Annotated in this window: 15 protein-coding genes and 2 pseudogenes; 9 read left to right on the top strand and 8 right to left on the bottom strand. The window is 59.8% G+C overall.

Annotated elements, in window-relative coordinates:
• Positions 1-68: 68 nt before the first annotated feature.
• The 7 genes and pseudogenes from J2Y90_RS16710 to J2Y90_RS16680 all read right to left on the bottom strand — a co-directional run bounded on the left by J2Y90_RS16710 (position 69) and on the right by J2Y90_RS16680 (position 10,587).
• On the bottom strand, positions 69-725 hold the full coding sequence (locus tag J2Y90_RS16710) for a DUF2931 family protein (RefSeq protein WP_253500906.1): 657 nt from the start codon (positions 723-725) through the stop codon (positions 69-71).
• A pseudogene (locus tag J2Y90_RS16705) lies at positions 725-2,262 on the bottom strand (T6SS phospholipase effector Tle1-like catalytic domain-containing protein). Before J2Y90_RS16705 ends, J2Y90_RS16710 begins: the two are co-directional and overlap by 1 nt.
• A 138-nt stretch (positions 2,263-2,400) precedes the next feature.
• Positions 2,401-2,760, bottom strand: coding sequence for a DUF6124 family protein (locus J2Y90_RS16700; protein ID WP_253500905.1), 360 nt, complete (start codon positions 2,758-2,760; stop codon positions 2,401-2,403).
• 465 nt (positions 2,761-3,225) lie between these two features.
• The gene (locus J2Y90_RS16695) at positions 3,226-3,642 is read right to left on the bottom strand and encodes an NUDIX hydrolase (RefSeq protein ID WP_253505190.1); all 417 of its coding nucleotides are present in this window, start codon (positions 3,640-3,642) and stop codon (positions 3,226-3,228) included.
• 47 nt (positions 3,643-3,689) lie between these two features.
• Positions 3,690-4,241 (bottom strand): nucleotidyltransferase family protein, encoded by a 552-nt coding sequence (locus J2Y90_RS16690; protein WP_253500904.1) that lies wholly within the window; start codon positions 4,239-4,241, stop codon positions 3,690-3,692.
• A gap of 130 nt (positions 4,242-4,371) precedes the next feature.
• On the bottom strand, positions 4,372-9,840 hold the full coding sequence (locus J2Y90_RS16685; RefSeq protein WP_253500903.1) for a trifunctional serine/threonine-protein kinase/ATP-binding protein/sensor histidine kinase: 5,469 nt from the start codon (positions 9,838-9,840) through the stop codon (positions 4,372-4,374).
• 75 nt (positions 9,841-9,915) lie between these two features.
• Positions 9,916-10,587 carry a response regulator transcription factor gene (locus J2Y90_RS16680; protein ID WP_253500902.1) on the bottom strand — a complete coding sequence of 224 codons (672 nt, stop codon included), beginning with the start codon at positions 10,585-10,587 and terminating at the stop codon, positions 9,916-9,918.
• Between the two features lie 199 nt (positions 10,588-10,786).
• Here J2Y90_RS16680 and J2Y90_RS16675 point away from each other — a divergent pair, with 199 nt between their 5' ends.
• The 9 genes and pseudogenes from J2Y90_RS16675 (at position 10,787) to J2Y90_RS16635 (ending at position 17,757) form a co-directional block, all read left to right on the top strand.
• Positions 10,787-11,791, top strand: a complete 1,005-nt coding sequence (locus tag J2Y90_RS16675) for a GlxA family transcriptional regulator (RefSeq protein ID WP_253500901.1) — start codon at positions 10,787-10,789, stop codon at positions 11,789-11,791.
• Between the two features lie 97 nt (positions 11,792-11,888).
• Entirely contained in the window at positions 11,889-12,269 is a 381-nt protein-coding gene (locus J2Y90_RS16670; RefSeq protein WP_253500900.1) for a response regulator transcription factor, read from the top strand.
• A 298-nt stretch (positions 12,270-12,567) separates the two neighbouring features.
• Positions 12,568-13,764, top strand: coding sequence for an S-type pyocin domain-containing protein (locus J2Y90_RS16665; RefSeq protein WP_253500899.1), 1,197 nt, complete (start codon positions 12,568-12,570; stop codon positions 13,762-13,764).
• Between the two features lie 18 nt (positions 13,765-13,782).
• Positions 13,783-14,121 (top strand): DUF6572 domain-containing protein, encoded by a 339-nt coding sequence (locus J2Y90_RS16660; RefSeq protein WP_253500898.1) that lies wholly within the window; start codon positions 13,783-13,785, stop codon positions 14,119-14,121.
• Between the two features lie 77 nt (positions 14,122-14,198).
• Positions 14,199-14,550, top strand: a pseudogene (locus J2Y90_RS16655) (DUF6572 domain-containing protein).
• Between the two features lie 311 nt (positions 14,551-14,861).
• Positions 14,862-16,064, top strand: a complete 1,203-nt coding sequence (locus tag J2Y90_RS16650) for an NAD(P)/FAD-dependent oxidoreductase (RefSeq protein WP_253500897.1) — start codon at positions 14,862-14,864, stop codon at positions 16,062-16,064.
• A 40-nt stretch (positions 16,065-16,104) separates the two neighbouring features.
• A complete protein-coding gene (locus J2Y90_RS16645) occupies positions 16,105-17,037 on the top strand; it encodes an MBL fold metallo-hydrolase (RefSeq protein ID WP_253500896.1) in 933 nt (310 codons plus the stop codon).
• A 144-nt stretch (positions 17,038-17,181) separates the two neighbouring features.
• Positions 17,182-17,424: a hypothetical protein gene (locus J2Y90_RS16640; RefSeq protein WP_429459370.1), complete on the top strand. Its 243-nt coding sequence runs from the start codon at positions 17,182-17,184 to the stop codon at positions 17,422-17,424.
• Between the two features lie 84 nt (positions 17,425-17,508).
• Positions 17,509-17,757, top strand: coding sequence for a DUF6555 family protein (locus tag J2Y90_RS16635; protein WP_253500894.1), 249 nt, complete (start codon positions 17,509-17,511; stop codon positions 17,755-17,757).
• Between the two features lie 14 nt (positions 17,758-17,771).
• Here the strand turns inward: J2Y90_RS16635 and J2Y90_RS16630 are convergent, their stop codons facing one another.
• On the bottom strand, positions 17,772-18,488 hold the full coding sequence (locus J2Y90_RS16630; protein WP_253500893.1) for a class I SAM-dependent methyltransferase: 717 nt from the start codon (positions 18,486-18,488) through the stop codon (positions 17,772-17,774).
• Between the last annotated feature and the right edge of the window lie 307 nt (positions 18,489-18,795).

The following is an 18,795-nucleotide window of genomic DNA, read 5'->3' as shown; positions in this document are numbered from 1 at the left end:
GCCGCCACCTCGATACCGGATCAGCAGAATCGCTCCAATCAGGGTGATTGCATCCCAAGGCACACCACTTACCAACTACCGTACGGGATGCCGAACTTGTCGATATACCGTTTGGCCTTTTCACTTACCGGATAGGCATAGCGCCCGCCATGCTTGCCCTGCTCCGGGCCGAGAGGTTCGAGCTCGCCTTGAGCATGAGACACTTTTATCGGGCGGTGGCATGAGTCTCTCACCCACGCTTGAAGCACTCCCCCCGGAGCAAGACCCACAAGCAGCGTCGCCGAGTAACGGGCGGTTCTCTCTGGAGTTTTCGGGCACCGTTGGCGTGTGGACTGCACCATCAGTTGCCTCGCTTCTTCTGGAATCTCTATGAAGCCTTTATAGGTTTTTTGCTCCGATATCGACTGCCAACGGACAAAAATCATTCGTGGAAGGTCAGCCCCGGTTACCAAAACTCCAGAACCACCGACGGTTCCCCAACCGCGTGCAGACTCCGTCCCATCTTCTGGTTCCCCTCCAGGAGCAGATTTTCCGCCGACTCTGAAAAACATTCTGTTATTGATATCCAGGACTGAGCTGTCTTCAACCCAGACTTTCATGTAATTCGGCTCAACGAATCCTATCTGCCACCAAGGAGATTTGGGGTCGTTTTCTCCCTCTTCGAAGCCATCTTTCTGACAGCCCACCAATAATAAAGCGCCAAGCAGAGCGATTACGAACTTCATTACCAAAGCTTCCAATCAGCTACGTGAGGATGTTGTACACGAATCGCGTCTTCCGTCGGGGCGTTGATGTAAACCGCGTCGATACCGCTCCCGTCTCTTCTTCCGAGGGGATGATTCCAGTTCGCAGAGGTATGAATGTACTTCAGCCTGAGCAAACCCTCTTCTTCTGCAGTTGTTCTGTAGTTTCCTGTGAGAAATCGATCACAAAGAGATTGGAGTTCGGCCGGCACGGAGTATTCGTCATCTTCGGGGATGTCGATGAATTGAACTCCCTTTTCTTTTGCCAGCTGATGCATGACTCTTAAATAAACCCTCGACAGTTTTCCGCTCACCGCACGTTTCAATTGTAGAGCGGCATATACGCGTTTCTGCCCCGGTGAAAGCCTGTCTTGATGCTCTTGCGGGATTTCGAAGGAAGCCGGGGTGACAATCTCCAGCAGATGCGCAGGCCATCCTTTAGCAATCCACTCGCTTTTTACGCGCGCGGCGTCGTGATAAATCGACGTCGTTGAAACGTCTACGTACCGAGGTACAGCGAGAGTTTGCATAGGGCTGACGAGGACGCATTCTTCTACTTCATCGAGATAGCTGCCGCCAATGTCCGAATGAACCCCGGGAAGAGTGTACTCAGGGTGCGCGGGTTTCACTCGGCTGAGCGCAAAATTAGCGCGACATTCATCACGTGCTACGAGATGTACGACATCCGTGAAGTATTGACGGTCTAAAGCCTCACACCGGGAGCTATAGGACTTTTCACCCGGCCGAGATTGGTGAAGCCGGCAATCGAGGGCACCGTGTCAAAGAGCCCGATAAAACCCATTTTGATGTCGTTTCCGTATTGATTATCAAAGGTGCGACTGAAATCTCCAGCGTTCCGGTTTAGCAGATCTCCTAAAGCTCCCTGCTTACCCCGCACCACTTCATTTGCGAAGTGCCGTGCAGCAGCAGCCCCACGACTGAAGCCAAAAGTATCGAACGTCAGGGACGCAATTTCACTGTCGGGGTTCTCTTGCAGTGCCTCTTCGATAGCTTGTTTTATCTGCGTGAAGGACGCTTGTACGCGACTCGTAACACCGGTCTCACCTCGCCCCGTTCCAGAAGCCACGGCGCTATCCTTCTGATTGCTTTCGGTGCCTATACCTTCGACGTATATTGGGCTTGAGACGTACTTAAGAAAGCCATCGCCTTCGGCTTTCTGGGTCTTTTTATATAGAGAATACAATTTCTTGATATTGGTAGGCCCGGCTCCATAGCTACTGTCCGGATCACTCATGTAAGGCATACAGCTAGCTGGAATATCCTCCGGCGCAATCGGATGCTGAGCACCACACAACAACCCCGCAGCAGAGTTGTTCGCATTGTTGCCCGTGCCATCAAAGAACACCCCAATCCTCAACGCGATGCCAATCTTCTCTGGCTCGCGCGCGGGCTCTTTCCCATGTTTCTCATACTCGGCCCAGCGCTGAGCGTGTATGTCGACGGGTTTGGCTTGTTCGTAGCGGTAGTTTTTCGGCGGGTTTGGAACGTAGCCACTCAATCCTTGATTCCTTGTTCTGATCCTTGAAGAACGGCCCGAAGGGTGACAGTCGAGGCCGGGTGGTGCAAGCCGTGGCGGTGTGCCAGCCATGGCACGACCATGGGATGCGACGAGGTTTTGCTCTCGTCGCGTTGCGGGTTATTTGGCTATTTCGACGTTATCCAAAGCCTGATTTACCGCGATTTCGCCGAGCATGACGACCTGGGCGATGCCCAGCAGGGTTTTGCGGCGCGGGTTGTCGAGCAGCGCGGCGAAGTCGTAGAGCATGGTGGTGGCCGAGCCGAGGGATTCGCTGGCGTTGGCCAGCAGGGATTCGGTGTCGTATTTCGGGTTGGCGAGGAACATCTGTTCCGGGGTGTTGGTGCTGGCCAGTATGTCCGCAGGGCCGAGGTAGTGATCGAGGGCGCGCTCGGCGGCTTCGTGGAGTTTTTTCGAGGCGCTGGATTCGTAGGGGGATGCGGGGTCGGTTGTTGGCGGATTGGGTGTGACTTTGAACATGGTGAAACTCCTGATTATTCGTCTGGCGCTGCCAACATCACTTGCAGATGATGGGTGGCAGCTGTGTGCGGGTCTGCAAGACCGGGAAATCAGGAACCCGGCAGACCCGAAGGTCTCCCGCACAAAGCCGCCATTGAGCACACGAACGAGTGTCCTTTGGCAGGGCTATGCGACTGATTTCCGACGGGCTTGCAGACCCGATCACTGATGAGCAGTGACAGGAATCAAGTTACGGAGGGAACGGCAGACGCACAAGCCGGCGGATTCTGGCGTAGTCGTAGGGAATGGCGCAAGGCGTTGTAGCCGTTTGCTTAAGGCTGGAGTTACTGTTTAAACGGGCTGAGGGTTTTCTGTTTATGTGGCGGTGAAAGGGCTGGCGTCATCGCGAGCAGGCTCACTCCTACAAGGGATTGGGGCTAGTCCAACATCATTGGTGTTTGGGCAACTGAAGTCCTCTGCCGCTAGTCACCCTTGGGCCTTCAAAACCTCACTCAAAAACCCAAGTGCTCGACGAAACACAGGGTGGCAATCGTCATACGGCAAGTCATCGAGCGGGGCCCAGAAAAAATCGAAAACATGCCCATGATCATCCAGTGTCTGGTGAGACCATCGTTCGGGCAGTGGCTCAAGCACCGCGCAAAGTTGGAACGACCAGACCTGTCCTTGGTGGCCAGACTCCCAGCATCCCAAATCCTGCGCGATTGTCGCGTCGTCTATGCCGGACTCTTCCGCCAGTTCTCGCAAGGCGGCCTGAGCGGGTGTTTCTCCGCGCTCGATGGATCCTTTCACCAGTTGCACCCCAGCCTGCGGATGACGAAACAAAAGAATCCTGGGACGCTGCGCTAAACAAAGTACGACTGAACAGGCCTTATCGGGATGCATAGCGATTTCCTTATCGGTAGTAAAACGATCAACCGCGAAATGCGGCATCAACCCCGCGTCAACTTCGGCCAGATCTCGAGCCATCTCTTGGACTGCACGCGCTCCACAAACATCGCGTATTTATCATTTTCAAATCGGGCGGTTGGCCGCACTTTCAGCGCGAACAGATCCTCAAGCCCCAACGGTGCCAAAACCTCTATTTCGTCATTCTGGCCAAGCCTGACCCCGACTGCCGTCGCAGTTTCAGGCCAGAACGTCATTGCATCGGCAGCTGCCCCATAAGGCGCATCGGCGTTGCGCTGGTGCATGCGTGCCTGGTTCTTTACCGACCAGTTCACGGCGCTGCACAGCGTCGCAAGCTCGGCTTCCAAGGCTGAGTCCGTTTGCGCACTGGAACGGTTTTCGTCGAACCAGACGACATCAACGTCATCGGGCAATGGCGAGGGATTGCGTTGATGCAAATGATCCCAAACCAGGCTGCGCACAAACCCGGCGGCAACCCAGCTGTCCGGCAAGTTCAGATCACTGACTGTGCGCAGGATGTGCATCCGGACGGGATCCCGGGTAATCAGATCCCGCAGTTGCGCTTCCAGATTCAATTTGTTCAATCCATTGCTTTAGGTTGCGAGAGCCTATCAGAGGTCTCGGATCAGAGCTCGTCGGCGCGTGCGTTGCTTGGACTCACTGACAATAACGCCCGGTTCGATACTCGGGTAGCTTCGTTGTTGATCACGCAGATCCAAAACACCGCAACCCAAACACCACCCGGGCCCCGCTCGGCTCATTGCGCTCGGCCCACAACCGTCCGCCGTGACTTTCAATGATCGTGCGGCAGATCGACAGGCCCATGCCCAGCCCGGTGAATTTGGTGGTGTAGAACGCCGTGAACACCTGCTCTGCCTGTTCGCAGGCGAAGCCCGGACCTGAATCGCTCACGCTGATTTGCACGTTGTCGCCTGACGCTTCACTGCGAATCAGCAGGCGCCGCTGCCCTTCTTCCATGTTCGCCATGGCTTCGAGGCTGTTGATGATCAGGTTAAGCAACACCTGTTGCAGCTCGACGCGGTCGGCCAACACGAGAGGCAACTCTGCTGCCAGCTGAATGCTTACCTCGGCGCCGTGTCTGGCCGCTTCACCACGGCTGAAACCAACCATATCTTCAATCAGCACATTGAGGCTGACGGGCAGGCGCTGCGGTGGAGCTTTGTGGATCAGCGCGCGGATGCGTCCGAGCACATCGGCTGCGCGGTTGCCGTCGAGAATGATGTGCCGCAGGCCCTGCTCGACCTCGTCGATATTCGGGGGAGACGCACTGAGCCAGCGTAGCGCGGCATTGGCATTGGTTACCGTGGCGGCAATCGGCTGGTTGACTTCGTGAGCGATCGACGCGGCCAACTGGCCCATGGTTGACACGCGATTGGCATGGGCCAGTTCCGTTTGCACCTGGCGATAACGGCGCTCGGCTTCGCGCACCTGTTCTTCTGCCTGCTTGCGCTCGCTGATGTCCAGCACGAAGGCCAGGCCCTGCTGCTGACTCGCTTCGAACGCGGCCAGACCGACAATCACCGGCAGCCGGCTGCCGTCCTTGCGGATGTATTCCTTTTCGAATGGCTGGGCGCGACCGGTGCGGATGGCGGTTGCGAGTGCGGCGTCGCTGTTGACGCGCATCGACGGCGGGGTCATGTCGCGCCAATGAACGAGACCCGATAGCAGCTCATCCCGGGCGTAACCGACCATGCGCAGGAACGCGTCGTTGGCCTCGATGATCTTCCCCTCAACGCTCCACACGATGATGCCGATGATGTTGGCATCGACCAGCCGACGGATCTTCGCTTCCCGCTCGGCGACGTCGCGATACAGGCGCGCGTTGTCCAGCGAGATCGCTGCCTGCGACGCCACCAACCGAAGTACGGCGAGGCGCGCCGGGCTGAATACCCCGGCAGACAGGTTGTTTTCCAGATACAACGCCCCGGCCACCCGCGCCTGATTCATCAATGGCAGGCACAGAATCGAGCGCGCGCCACGCTGATGTATGTATGGATCGGCGGCGAACACCGGGTCGGCGACAGCGTCGTCCAGGCACAGGTTGGCGCCGGTGCGCAGCGTCTGATAGAGCACCGATTCGGCCAGCGCCACTGCGTGCAGCGGCTCGTTGCACAGCTGCGTGGCTCCGTCGCCGATCCGGGTTTGCGCGGCGATATACGGTGTGTCGGCATCGAGCAGGACCAGCAGGCCATGTTCAGCGCCTGCCTGCTCGATCGCGATGCGCATCACCGTCTCGATCAAACGGTCGAGGACGATTTCGCCGGAGACGGCTTGCGAGACCTTGAGCACCGTCGCCAGATCCAGGTGTTCAACAGGCGTAATGAGCGTGGCGGTCGGGTTAAGCTGCGCCTCTTCAGAGCGCAGAAAACGATGTTTGCGATCCAGCTCCCGCACCTTGCCACTGGCGCCCCAACGAAGATAGGCGTAGCGCGCATCGCGCAGGTAGACACGGGCTATCTTGGCCAGACCGCGAGCACTGTAGAACCGCGCGGCGAGTTCGTTGGCCAGGGCTTCGATATGAAGCAAACCATTGTCTTGGGCCAACTGAATGGCCTGCTCGTACTGCAACTCGGCCTCGAGCAACTGCCCGGTGACGCGTGCCATTTCCGCGCCGACCAGCGCCACCTGACTGGCGAAGGTTTCCGCACACAAGCGCGCCCAAGTCTGCAATTGCGCATGGTGCTGGCCCAGGCGCTGCAACGCATCGGCATGGGTATCGCCGTGCGCCGTCAAGGTCAGCGCCGCATAAAAATGGTATTCGGCCTCCTCGAAAAACGCCGAAATCGCCCACAACAGTCCCTGCGCCTGTGCCGCGCACTCAGCGGCCGCCGCGTAATCCCCCGCCAGGTAGCGCGCCTGCAACTTGCGCACCCAGTACTTGCCGCGCGCCAGCGCCAGATCCGCCGAGCTGGCCAGATGCACCTCGACAGCTGTTTCGTCGAATCCGTCATCGTTGAAACAGCCAAACTGCGGCGTCTGTCCGCGCAGCATGCGGATCAGCGCCAACTGGCAGCGCATGAAATCCGCCACCAGCCCGAAACCGACCTTCTGTGCATAGGCCAGCCCTGCTTCAGCCTGAGCCTGCACCTCGGGTAGCGGCTCGCCGATATACAGCAGATCGGAAATCAGGCTGTTTCCGGCAAACGCTGCATATGGCAGATCTCCGCTGCGATGGGCCGCGTTGAGTGCACGGCGCAACAGCTCACGGCACTCGCGCACTGGCCGCATCCAGCGCACCACGAAAATCGAAAAGCACAGGTAGGTGCTCGCCTCATAACGCGTCAGGCCACGTCGATCGACCAAATCGCAGCCCAAGCGGCCAAACCGGTAGCCGGCGGCATAATCGCCAAACCGCGGGCCGGCCACTCTTCCGAAGTTGGCGTAAAGCAAACAGGAGGCATCGCAGTTGCCATACAGCAGGCTGAGGCTGACTGCCTTGCAGATGGTCAGGCTGGCGAGGTTCAAGTCCGATTGCACGGCCGGTGCGAAGAGTTTTCCGAGGACGTCAAGGGTCACCCGCGCGGCGGGATCCTCCATCAACGGCAAGTCGATCATCTGCTCGATAGTGCGCCCGCGCAGGTTCGTCCACACGTGCTCATATTCGTCGCGCACCTGGGCATCGTCCGGATGCGCCGACCAATCGATGCCGACCTGGCGCAGATAGGCCAGACACACCGCCACCGCACGGTCACTGCGATCGAGCAGCAGATAGACATCCATTTGCAGGCACGCCACCGCCGCGCGCTCGACGGTGGTCACGGCGCGCTCGGCCAATGCCGTCAGGCGCGTGTCGGCGAGCGCCAGTTGGCCGGTGAGGAATTCGCATTCGGCGCGGTTCAGTTCCAGGGCGAAACCCAGTTCATGCCGACTGTCATAGCCCTGCTCGCCCAACAACTCCGCCCCGGCGCCCAGGTAGGTCAGCGCCGAGGTGTAGGCGGTCGAGGCCTTGGCGCGCTGACCAGCGAGCAGGTTGAATTCGGCGAGTTGCTCACGTTCGGCGCGCAGGCTGATCAAATGCGCACCACGATTGAGCTGGCCGACGATTTCGAAAATGGCCTCTTCGCGCCGCTCACCCTGGGTCTGCAGCGCCAACAGCCGACCGATGCGCAGGTGCATTTGCGCCCGTTCGGTCTCAGCGATCAGCGAATACGCCGCTTCATGGATGCGGTCATGCACAAACGCGCAGGCGCCGTCCTGACGCTCGACCAGCTCCAGACGCACGGCCGGCCACAACGCCGCGTGAACGCGAGGCACCGGTAAATCCAGAACGGTGGCCAGTGTGTCGACTCGCGCGACATTACCCAGGCAGGCCAGTTGTTGCAGGGCCTGGCGGGTTTCCAGCGGTAGCCGCGCCAGCTTTCCGACCATCAGTTCGACAACGTTGTCGGTGTAGCCTTTGGCATTGATCAAATGCACATCCCAGCGCCAGCGATTACGCGCAGGCTCGTAGGTCAACAGCTTTTCCTCGGCCAGGGCATGCAGAAACTGAATGACGAAGAACGGATTGCCGGCGGTCTTGTCCAGCACCAGCCGCGCCAACGCGACGATGCTCGCCGGCGGGCAGCGCAGCGACTCGCTGATCAGTTGTTCGATGTGCGCGCCAGCCAGCGGCGCCAGACGAATCTCGGCAATCTGCACGCCGGCATGGCGCAGGGTGTTGAGGGTGCGGCTGAGTGGGTGATCGCGATCCACCTCGTTGTCGCGATAGGCGCCGACCAGCAGCAGATGAGGAATCTCGGCACGGGTCAGACAGTCTTCGAGCAGATCGAGGGTCGCCGCGTCGAGCCACTGCAGGTCGTCAAGGAATAGTGCCAGCGGGTGCTCGGCCTGGGCGAACACACCAATAAAGCGCTGCAAAACCTGTAAAAACCGCTGCTGCGCCTGTTGCGGTTCCAGCTCTGGTACCGGCGCAGGCTCTCCGATAATCAGCTTGAGCTCGGGGATCAGATCAGTGATCAACCGCGCATTGGGTTCAAGCGCCTGCAACAACGCCTCACGCCAGCCAGCAAGCACTTCGCTGCGCTTGCCCAAAAGCGTGCGCACCAGGCCCTGAAAGGCCTGGACCAGTGTCGAGTACGGTACGTCGCGCTGATACTGGTCGAACTTGCCGGCGGCGAACAAGCCACGGGTCGGCACCAACACTTTGTGCAATTCACTGACCACCGACGACTTGCCAATGCCTGAATAACCCGAAACCAGCACCAACGCCGGAGCGCCGGTTTGCACCACGCTGGCGAACGCATTGATCAGCGTTTGTACCTCCTGTTCGCGGCCGTAGAGTTTCTCTGGAATCAGCAAGCGTTCCAACGCGCCCTGCTGGTTCAGCGTAAACGCCTCGATGTGCCGACCCCGGCGCCAGTCGTCGAGGCAGCGACGCAAGTCATGCTCGACGCCGGCTGCGGTCTGATAGCGTTCCTCGGCGGTCTTGGCCAGCAGCTTCATGACCACCCGCGAAAGCATCGTCGGCACCGTTGCCACTCTTTCACACGCTGGCATCGGCAGCCGCGCGATGTGGCAATGCACCCACTCCATCGGGTCATTGGCGCTGAACGGCAACGAGCCGGTGAGCATCTGGTAAAGCGTGACGCCAAAGGCATACAGATCGCTACGCGAATCGATCGAGCGATTCATCCGCCCGGTTTGTTCCGGGGCCATGTAGGCCAGGCTGCCGGCGATGGTCTCCGGCGGCGTGGGCGCTTGCCGTTCGCGTGGCAAGCGAGAAGCCAGGCCGAAGCCCGTTAACCGCGCCTGCCCATCCTGGCAATGAACGAAAATGTGCTGCGGTTTGACGTCCTTGTGCACCAGACCGCGCTGGTGCATGTGGCCCAGCGCCTTGGCGATATTCGCGCCCATCACCAGGCAGGTTTCGATATCCAGCGGTGCCACCAGCAATCGCGATAACGGCTCGCCACCGTGATCGTCGAACAAGAGACGAATCCGTGTTCCGGCGCGCTCAAACGCTATCGGTTGTAACGCCCAGGCTGGGTCCAGATCATCCTTGAGGCTGTACTCGTGCGCCAGTCGGTCGAGGGTCGGCGGCAACGGCTGGCCGAGTGCCGGGCGCACCGCCAATTGGCTGCTCTCACCCGGACCGCGTTCACGGGACAGCACCCGCTCGCCGTCGTCCCACAAAATCTGTTTTTTGTTGGCCATCAGTGTCGATACCGCTCAGGGTTTTTCCGCCGCACGGTGGCATGACCTGCGGTTGCTCAACGACGCCTATGACGTTCAGGGGCTGCGCTGTACAGGCTCGATGCCCAGCGCTTCAGCGATTCGCACCAGTTCGGCCACAGAGCGTGCGGCCAGTTTGCGCATGACCTGGCCGCGATGGACCTTGACCGTGACCTCGCTGAGGTTGAGTTGCCCGGCAATCTGCTTGTTCATCAGCCCGGCAATGACGAAGCCGAGCACTTCGCGCTCACGGGTGGTCAGGGTTTCGTAAGCGCGACGCAGGACGGCGCCGGAGTGTTCGGCGGCCAGCCGCGCGCGGTCGCGGGCCAACGCACTGGCCACCGCGTCGAGCATGTCCTGATCACGGAACGGCTTGGCGAGAAAATCCACCGCGCCGGCCTTCATCGCCTTGACGCTCATGGCAATGTCGCCGTGGCCGGTCATGAACACCACGGGGATGCGCAAGCCGTTCTTTTCCATCTGCTCCTGAAAGGTCAGGCCGCTTTCGCCGCGCAGGCGCACATCGAGCACCAGACAACCGGGCACGTCACGTTGCGCTTGAGCGAGAAAATCCCGGGCGCTGTCGTAGGTCTGTACCTGCAGGCCGATTGAGCGCAGCAAGCTGTCGAGCGCCTGGCGCATCGAGGGATCGTCATCGACCACGTACACCACCGGTTCGCTGGGCACACCGGAACTTTGCGCAGGACTGGAATGCGACCACAGGGTCATGGTGTCTCCTCGGCGAGATCGCAGCACGCATTGGGCTGGTCAATAAATCTAGTTCAGGATGGCGACCGCAGCCAGACACCGGCCAGACGGTCAGCGATCAGGCTAACAGTCGTCGCCATTGCCGGCCGGCCAGAAACCCCTGAAAATCGGCCAGGCTGAGGCAGTCCCGCCTTCGGCACTGCAAACAGGCAGGCCCGCGATGTCCACCCTTCCCGCTTTTCCCTCTGCCCCGCGCGACGTGGTGTTCATCGCCTACCCGCGCATGAGCCTGCTCGATCTCAGCGGTGCGCAGACCGTGTTCTGGGCAGCAAGCAAAGCCTTGGCCGAACGCGGTCAGCCCGGCTATCAATTGCACACCGTCAGCTTCGGCGGTGGATTGATCCAGACCGTGGAAGGTGTAGCCATCGATACCCGGGCGTTGAGTACGCTCGACACCGCCGCGCTGGACACACTGGTCGTGCCCGGCGCCCCCGACATCTGCCAGAGCCTCGACGAGCACCGCGAACTCACCGACTGGCTGCAAAGCCATGCCCGCCTCGCCCGCCGCGTGGTTTCGGTGTGCAGCGGTGCGTTTCTGCTGGCCCAGGCCGGTTTGCTCGATGGCCGTCGCGCCGCCACCCACTGGGCGATGTGCGACGCCTTGCGTGATCGATTCCCAGCGATCGAGGTGGATGCCGATGCGATTTTCATTCAGCAAGGCCAGGTCTGGACCTCGGCCGGCGTGACCGCCGGGATCGATCTGGCCCTGGCGCTGGTCGAGGCCGATTGTGGCCGCGAAGTGACCTTGCAAGTAGCGCGCGAGTTAGTGGTTTACATCAAGCGTCCCGGCGGTCAGGCGCAATACAGCACGCTGCTGCAATCGCAGGCGCAGGACGGTTCGCTATTCGATGATCTGCACCTGTGGCTGATGGAGCGGCTCGGCGATCCCAACCTCACCGTGCAACGTCTGGCCGAGCAAGCCGCGATGAGCCTGCGCAACTTCACGCGGGTCTACAAAGCGCACACCGGGCGCACGCCGTCAAAAGCGCTCGAGCTGTTTCGCCTCGAAGCCGCCAAACGCCTCCTGGAAAACTCCCCGCACAAAATCGAACGTATCGCGCGCCTCTGCGGCTTCAGCGACGAAGAACGTCTGCGCGCCTGCTTCCAACGTCACCTGTCGATCTCCCCACGCGACTACCGCAGCCGCTTCAGCCGCAACGGCTGAGCCGCTATACCTAGGTATAGTTTTGCCCGCAGGCCATCGGCGTATGGTGCAAGGACGACAGGAGTCACCCAGCTCGGCCACCCGGCCCGGGAGCGTTATGCATAAAACGTATGTCATTGCGGTGGTGGACGACGACGAGGCCATGCGAACGTCGCTGAGCAGCCTGCTGCGTGCCTCGGGTTATCGAGTGCTCAGCTATGCGGGGCCGGCGGATTACCTTGAATCGGACGGGCCGGCGCAGACCAATTGTCTGATTTCCGATATTCAGATGCCGGGCATGACGGGTTTGCAGATGCATGCTGCGCTGCAGGCTCGAGGCTGGGGGATGCCAGTGATCTTTGTGTCGGCGCATCAGAGCGATTTGCTTTGCGCCAAGTCCCGAGAAGCCGATGTCGTTGTCTGCCTGCGCAAACCCTTTGCGCCGGAGGAGTTAATTGCCTGGGTCGAGGTTGCACTGCGTAAATCTGAAAACACTTGATAAGGCCGTCAGCGCATTGAATTGCCTGACGCCTGGATTTATCGACCCATAATCGACTCGGTCAATCATGTCGATGTATGGCAGAAGACAACACGGTCGGCACCCTCTCGTTGGGGAGAGGGGAAGTTCAGAGATGACCGAAGTAGTTGAACTATCCCGTTTCCCTCCAGCGCTGACTTGATCACACGGAAATGAGAGGCAGCTCAAAATCTAGAATCAAAGCGCCACTAATTGCCACTGCAAACTCCGCCTGTCACCCTTCTCCCCGTTCAAAAGGACCAGAACAAGGAACCAAGGATTGAGCGGCTACGTCCCAAACCCACCCAAGGGTTACCGCAACACCGGTGTCGAACCCGTCGACCTGAACGCCCAACACTGGGCGCAATACAAAGAACTCCCCCCAGCGCCTAACGCGAAACCCGACCTCAAGGGCTGCGTCTTCGCCAAAAGCTGCAACCTGCCCGACGGCGAAATCAACCACAGCAATCCGACAGGGTTTGTCCCCGTTGAAAAGCTTGCCGACTACGGGCTATGGGCCGTTTTGGCCACCGGCGCAGCGATTACCGCCGAAGGTACGCCCCTTCAGTTTGTCGGCGGCTCCGCAACAGGCAGTGCCGTTGCCCAACGGCTGGGCGGCTCACTCGCGCTAGGCCTACTCGACGGCGCAGGCGCCATGGCAGCAGGCGCGGCCGTGGGCACCGTCGCGCTATTGATGCCCAACACCAGCATCGCCCCGGACAGCGCCTTCTATAAGGACGAACAATACGCCACGCTTGAAACCGGCCGAACGCGTGTCCGTGTCAACGTAAAAACATTGCCGGACGGCTCCGTCAACGCTTACGGCTTCTACACTGGCGGCAAAAAGGACTGGGAAAATGTCCCGGTCATCAAAGCGCAAAGAGACGGCGAAAAATTTATCGCCGACATCGGCAACGGCATCGGTCTGACCTGGACACCCGGAGCAAGTCCCGATGGAGTGCTGGGCATCCCAGCGCTGGAAGGTGCGCCTCAGCTGCCCCCTGTATGGGTCTACCCGCCGACGCCACAGTCGGACACGCTGCTGGCCAACCCCGCGTACCCACCTGAGTTTCAGGATGCGATCATCTGGTTCCCGGAGGATGCGGGGCTTGAGCCGATCTACATCGTGCTCAGCACGCAGCTAGAGAAGAACAAAGCGGCGGGCGCCGCCTTCGAGGAAGAAGCTTACAGCGGCTTTTCTGAAGAGATGGAAGAGTCCGGCCAACAAGTCACGATAAAAACACAGAGCGGCACTCGAACCCGCCTCGATATGATAGGCAGAGATGCAAACGGCGACATCGCATGCGTCGAATGCAAAGCCTCCGAAACGGCACCGCTGACCCGTAATCAAAAGCGCGCGTTTCCGGAAATCGAACAGAGCGGTGGCCGAATCATGGGCAAGGGCAAACCCGGCTTTCTCGGCGGCACCCAAATCCCGCCCACCCGAGTAGAAATCCTGCGGCCACCGCAGAAATAACGGAACAAAGGAACTCAAATGTCCGTAACTGACGCCAAAACCATCGACATGTGGGGCATCCCAAAGTGGGACAGCAATAAAATTATCTTGGGCATTGCTGATCATCTCGAGTGGGGGGAAAAGACCCAACAAGGCGAGCACCTGCTTGTGCTGCAGGAAAAGATCAACAATTACATCGCGTTCATCGAGAGTGGTGAAATCTATACCGAAATCCCCGGCGCACTCGGCAAGTCACCTGTTATCCGCGTACAAGGCAAATATGAATTGTCCGAACAAGGCGAGCTGTTCGTAGATAGCGTGGTCGAGACCCTAAAGGAAGTGGGGATTGGATTCGAATTTGTGCTCAAAGCGGAATAACGGCCTCGCGATCATGTACGTTGCGGCCATTCCAGATGGCCACACTTATACTGCTGCACGTGCCTAAGGGAACAGACATTTCCATCACCGAGACAAAAGTCGTCGACATCATCGCGGTGCCCGAGTGCGAACCTGACAACGTCGTACTCGTCATCGGATCATCTGGAATGGGGCGCCAAAGCCCAACAGGGTGAACACTTGCTTCTGCTTCAAGAGAAGATCAACACCTACATCGCGTTCATTGAGAGCGGTGAACTGCTGCAAAGCTACCCGCCAGCCAAAGGCAAAAATCCGGAGATTCGTATCAATGGCCTTTATGAACTGCCGGACCAAGGTCAAATCTTTATCGACCGCGTGACCGAGGTACTTAAAGGCGTGGGCATTGGGCTGAAATTTATGCTCCAGGACGGCTCAGCAGTTCGCCACTAGCCAGGAGACTGAATCGCGCTGCGGCTAAAGGGACCACTGGAAACATCGGCTGATGGTCGTCCATCCTTTATGCATTGAAACTCCCGCCTCCGCCCCCCCCATACCTTCGTATACCCCCCTTCCACCCATGCGTACCCCCCGCACACCGATGGACAACTGCGCCCGCGGCCTCCCCGCCCTAGCATGACTCTCGACAGCGAACGATTGAGCGCCAGGCAGTACGGCAAGCAGTTGCGGCGGCCAGTGATCGTCACGCCAGAGTCCGGATCGGGCTCGGGTTTCATCCATCCATCAGCGTCAGGGAGCACATTATGAAACAGCAATTATTGGTGATCGGTGCGGGTTTCGGCGGGCTGTGGAGTGCGTTGAGCGCCGCGCGTTTGCTGGACATGCATGACCGTCAGGACGTGGAGATCACACTGCTCGCCCCCCAAGCCGAATTGCGCATTCGTCCGCGCTTCTATGAGCCGGACGTGCACAGCATGTACGCGCCGCTGGACGCGTTGTTCGATGCGGTGGGCGTGCGTTTCTTCAAAGGCACTGCTGAAAGCATCGATGCTTCGGCGCGCCACGTCGGTTACCGCGACGAGGCCGGGCGTCCGGGCCAACTCTCTTACGACCGACTGATTCTCGCCAGCGGCAGCCAACTCGCCCGGCCTCCGGTTCCCGGGCTCAAGGAACATGCGTTCGACGTCGATCAGATCGAATCCTCGGCGCGACTGGAACGCCATCTGATGGCTTTGGCCAACCAACCGGCCAGCGTTGCCCGCAACACCGTGGTAGTCGCCGGTGGCGGTTTCACCGGGATTGAAACCGCGACGGAAATGCCGGCGCGCCTGCGCGCGATTCTCGGTGAGGATCAAGACCTGCGCGTGATCATCGTCGATCGCAGCAAGGATATTGCCGCAACCATGGGCGATGGCATTCGCCCTTCGATCATCGAAGCATCCAACGAACTGGGCATCGAATGGATCGTCGACGCCAGCGTTGCCGCTGTGGATGCCAACGGCGTCACGCTCGCCGATGGCCGCCACATCGAAAGCCACACCGTCATCTGGACCGTGGGTTTCCGCGCCAGCCCGCTCACCGAGCAGCTCGACGCCGAACGTGATGGCCAGGGCCGCCTGCACGTTGACGGCAACCTCAAGGTACAAGGCATCGATCATGTATTCGCCGCCGGCGACGTCGCCCGCGCTGCCACCGACGACCTCGGCAACTACGCGGCGATGTCCTGCCAGCACGCGATCAGCCTGGGTCGTTATGCCGGCAACAACGCCGCGGCAGATCTGCTCGGCGTGGCTCCAACGATTTACCGTCAGCCGAAATACGTGACGTGCCTTGACCTTGGCGCCTGGGGCGCGGTGTACACCGAGGGCTGGGATCGACAGCTGAAACTGGTCAGGGCCGAAGCCAAAGAGCTGAAGACGCAAATCAACACCGTGTGGATCTACCCGCCGGCCGCCGATCGTCGCACTGCCCTCGCGGCCGCCGACCCACTGATCCCGGTGGCTTGATTTCGCCCTGCACTTTTGCCCTGAGAACAAGGAGAACACCATGACCCTGCATCTGGATTCCTTCACCGCCAACCGTGCCGTGACCCTGCAAGACCCGAGCGAAGAACTGGTGCCATCGCGCTACGCCCTACGCCTGGGCGACATCGACGTGATGGTGATCAGCGACGGCGTGTTGCCGTTGCCGACCCAGACCATGTCGACCAACGCCGATCCCGCCGACCGCGCCGCGTGGTTCAAGGACATGTACCTGGGCCCTGACGCGTTCGACTGGGCGCTCAATGTGCTGGTGGTGCGCAGCGGCGCACAAATCATCCTCGTCGACGCCGGGCTCGGCGGGCAATTCCCCGGTTTCCCGCGCGCCGGGCAGTTTCCCAAGCGCCTGGCCGCTGCCGGGGTGGACCTTGCCGACATCACCGATATCGTCATCACCCACATGCACATGGACCACATCGGTGGTTTGCTGGTCGACTCGGTGAAAAGCCGTCTGCGCGACGACGTGCGCATCCACGTTACCGCAGCCGAAGTGAATTTCTGGACTACACCGGACTTCACGTACACAGACATGCCCGCGCCAGTGCCGGACGTCCTGCGCAGCACCGCCAATGCCTTCATCAATCACTATGAAAGCAAGCTGCAAATTTTCGAAGACGAATGTCAGGTCGCTCCCGGTGTGGTCGCCAAACTCACCGGCGGGCATACGCCAGGGCACTGCGTGGTCTACGTCAACTCCGGCGGCGAACGCCTGACCTTCGCCGGTGATGCGCTGTTCCCGGTGGCGTTCGATCACCCCGACTGGCACAACGGTTTTGAACACGATCCGGCCAAATCGGTGGATGTCCGCGTGCGTCTGCTCAAGGAAGCTGCCGCCAGCGGCGAGTTGTTTGTCGCCACGCACCTGGCCTTCCCTTCGGTCGGTCGCGTCGCGGTCAACGGCGACGCGTTCCGGTGGATTCCGGCGATCTGGGACTACTGATTGCGCGCTTGAAAAATCTTCGCCCGGCACCTGCCGGGCGAAACTGTTTGCACCGTCATTGCAACGCGCAGCCGTGCGGGCGGTGACCCACAATCGGTTGCTGTGTACCATTTCTGCATCAAGCAAATCCATGCAGAGGATGGAATGTTGGCATATCTGGATTGGCTGCAATGGCCGGCGATGCTGGTCACCGTACTGGCCGCGTGGCTGATCGGTTCGCAGCGACCGCAACGGCGTATGAGCGGTTTCGTTTGTTTCAGTCTGAGCAATCTGTTGTGGGTGATCTGGGGCGTCTACGCCGGGGCGTACGCGCTGATCGTTCTGCAGCTTTGCCTGTTCCTGATGAACCTGCGCGGCTTCATGAAGAACCGCGTTCCAGAGCGCTGAGTGACGCCGATCATCTGGCCAGAAAATCCTTTGAATTTTTCTTGTCGGACAAAATCATTTACGTATGAGCGTAAGGAGGAACTCATGCGTAACACCGATATTTTCGTCATCGAATACAAACTGCACGACCAGCCAAAATCATTCGTCATCCGCGCCAAGAGTATGCGCAACGCCGACGCTTGGCATTGGGCGAGCTGTGACGCCGGTATTGCGCCGATTCCGAAACCCGGCAAGCCACCGTTGAAAGTGGTTTCCAAGCCCCAGGCCGAGCGCTATGGGATTACCGAGGTGAAGTGGCGCGAAACCGCTGCGCTGAACTGGACGGAGGCTTAGGCAAACCGAATTGTTCAACTGATTTTGCAGGTCAGCCATGCGCCCCAGAACAGACTGCTGAAAAACCGGGTCGCGTCGCCGAATCCGGCGTCATGCAACAACGCCTGAACCGCCGCCTCCGAGTGCGGCGGATCAGCGCCCTGCAAGATCTTCCCGAGTTTCGCCTGCACCTCGTCGGCGGTTGCGCCCTGCTGTCGCCAGCGCTGGCTCCAGGCTTGCAGCAGCAACGGTTGACTTGTGTAAGCGTAATGATTGCCGGCCACGATCAACGGCGCGCCGGGCTTGAGACGAGCCTGAATGGAGTGCAGGATTTGCTGCTTGGCTGCGTCGCCGCCCAAGTGGTGGAGCACGCCGATCAGCGTGGCGGCGTCAAATGACGCTTGCGCTGGCAAGTCCTCGACGTGGCCCAGATGTATCTGAGTCCTGTGCAATAAATCATTGGCGCGCAGATGCTCGGTTGCAGCCTCCAGCATCGGCTCGGAAGGATCGAGCGCTGTGAAGTTCCACTGCGGCTCCAGCGCGGCGATGGCGATGATTTCCTGCGCCGTGCCGCCCGCGCCCACCACCAGCACGTTTGCCGAACGCGACGGGCCGAGGCTGGCGGCGAGCATGCAGGCGGACAAGTCGTGGCAGGCATCGTAACCCGCCAGGGCAATGCGGCTTTGTCGGGCGTATTCGTTGGCGCGAGAGGTGTCGAATTTGGCGGTGGAATCAGTGGCAGGTTGGGTCATGGCGATGCTCCTTGTCTTCACGGCACGCTACGCCGTGGGAGCGGAGAAGAAAAATCCAATGATTTCATAGGGGGCATTCCGCTGGGGAATGTGCAGTTGTTTAAATGGTTCGGCACTGCTGTTTAAAAGACACGCCGTGTTACCGGCGCAAGACTACAACGTCTTGCGCCGCTACCTACGACTACGCCAGAATCCGCCGGCTTGTGCGTCTGGAGGGCCATCGGTAACTTGATTCGCGTCACTGATTTCCAGTGATCGGGTTTAGTAGCCCGTGGCAAAAGAAGGTTGCACCGGTGTTCATCACACA

Source organism: Pseudomonas koreensis (assembly GCF_024169245.1).
GTDB lineage: Bacteria > Pseudomonadota > Gammaproteobacteria > Pseudomonadales > Pseudomonadaceae > Aquipseudomonas > Aquipseudomonas koreensis_F.
This window is presented reverse-complemented; position numbering and strand designations above follow the sequence as displayed.

Excerpts from the sequence above, each read along its gene's own strand:
- J2Y90_RS16635 (WP_253500894.1), top strand. The coding sequence starts at position 17,509 with ATGCGTAACACCGATATTTTCGTCATCGAATACAAACTGCACGACCAG.
- J2Y90_RS16700 (WP_253500905.1), bottom strand. The coding sequence starts at position 2,760 with ATGTTCAAAGTCACACCCAATCCGCCAACAACCGACCCCGCATCCCCC.
- J2Y90_RS16695 (WP_253505190.1), bottom strand. The coding sequence starts at position 3,642 with ATGCATCCCGATAAGGCCTGTTCAGTCGTACTTTGTTTAGCGCAGCGT.
- J2Y90_RS16640 (WP_429459370.1), top strand. The coding sequence starts at position 17,182 with ATGTTGGCATATCTGGATTGGCTGCAATGGCCGGCGATGCTGGTCACC.
- J2Y90_RS16670 (WP_253500900.1), top strand. The coding sequence starts at position 11,889 with ATGCATAAAACGTATGTCATTGCGGTGGTGGACGACGACGAGGCCATG.
- J2Y90_RS16680 (WP_253500902.1), bottom strand. The coding sequence starts at position 10,587 with ATGACCCTGTGGTCGCATTCCAGTCCTGCGCAAAGTTCCGGTGTGCCC.
- J2Y90_RS16685 (WP_253500903.1), bottom strand. The coding sequence starts at position 9,840 with ATGGCCAACAAAAAACAGATTTTGTGGGACGACGGCGAGCGGGTGCTG.
- J2Y90_RS16645 (WP_253500896.1), top strand. The coding sequence starts at position 16,105 with ATGACCCTGCATCTGGATTCCTTCACCGCCAACCGTGCCGTGACCCTG.
- J2Y90_RS16675 (WP_253500901.1), top strand. The coding sequence starts at position 10,787 with ATGTCCACCCTTCCCGCTTTTCCCTCTGCCCCGCGCGACGTGGTGTTC.
- J2Y90_RS16650 (WP_253500897.1), top strand. The coding sequence starts at position 14,862 with ATGAAACAGCAATTATTGGTGATCGGTGCGGGTTTCGGCGGGCTGTGG.
- J2Y90_RS16710 (WP_253500906.1), bottom strand. The coding sequence starts at position 725 with ATGAAGTTCGTAATCGCTCTGCTTGGCGCTTTATTATTGGTGGGCTGT.
- J2Y90_RS16660 (WP_253500898.1), top strand. The coding sequence starts at position 13,783 with ATGTCCGTAACTGACGCCAAAACCATCGACATGTGGGGCATCCCAAAG.
- J2Y90_RS16630 (WP_253500893.1), bottom strand. The coding sequence starts at position 18,488 with ATGACCCAACCTGCCACTGATTCCACCGCCAAATTCGACACCTCTCGC.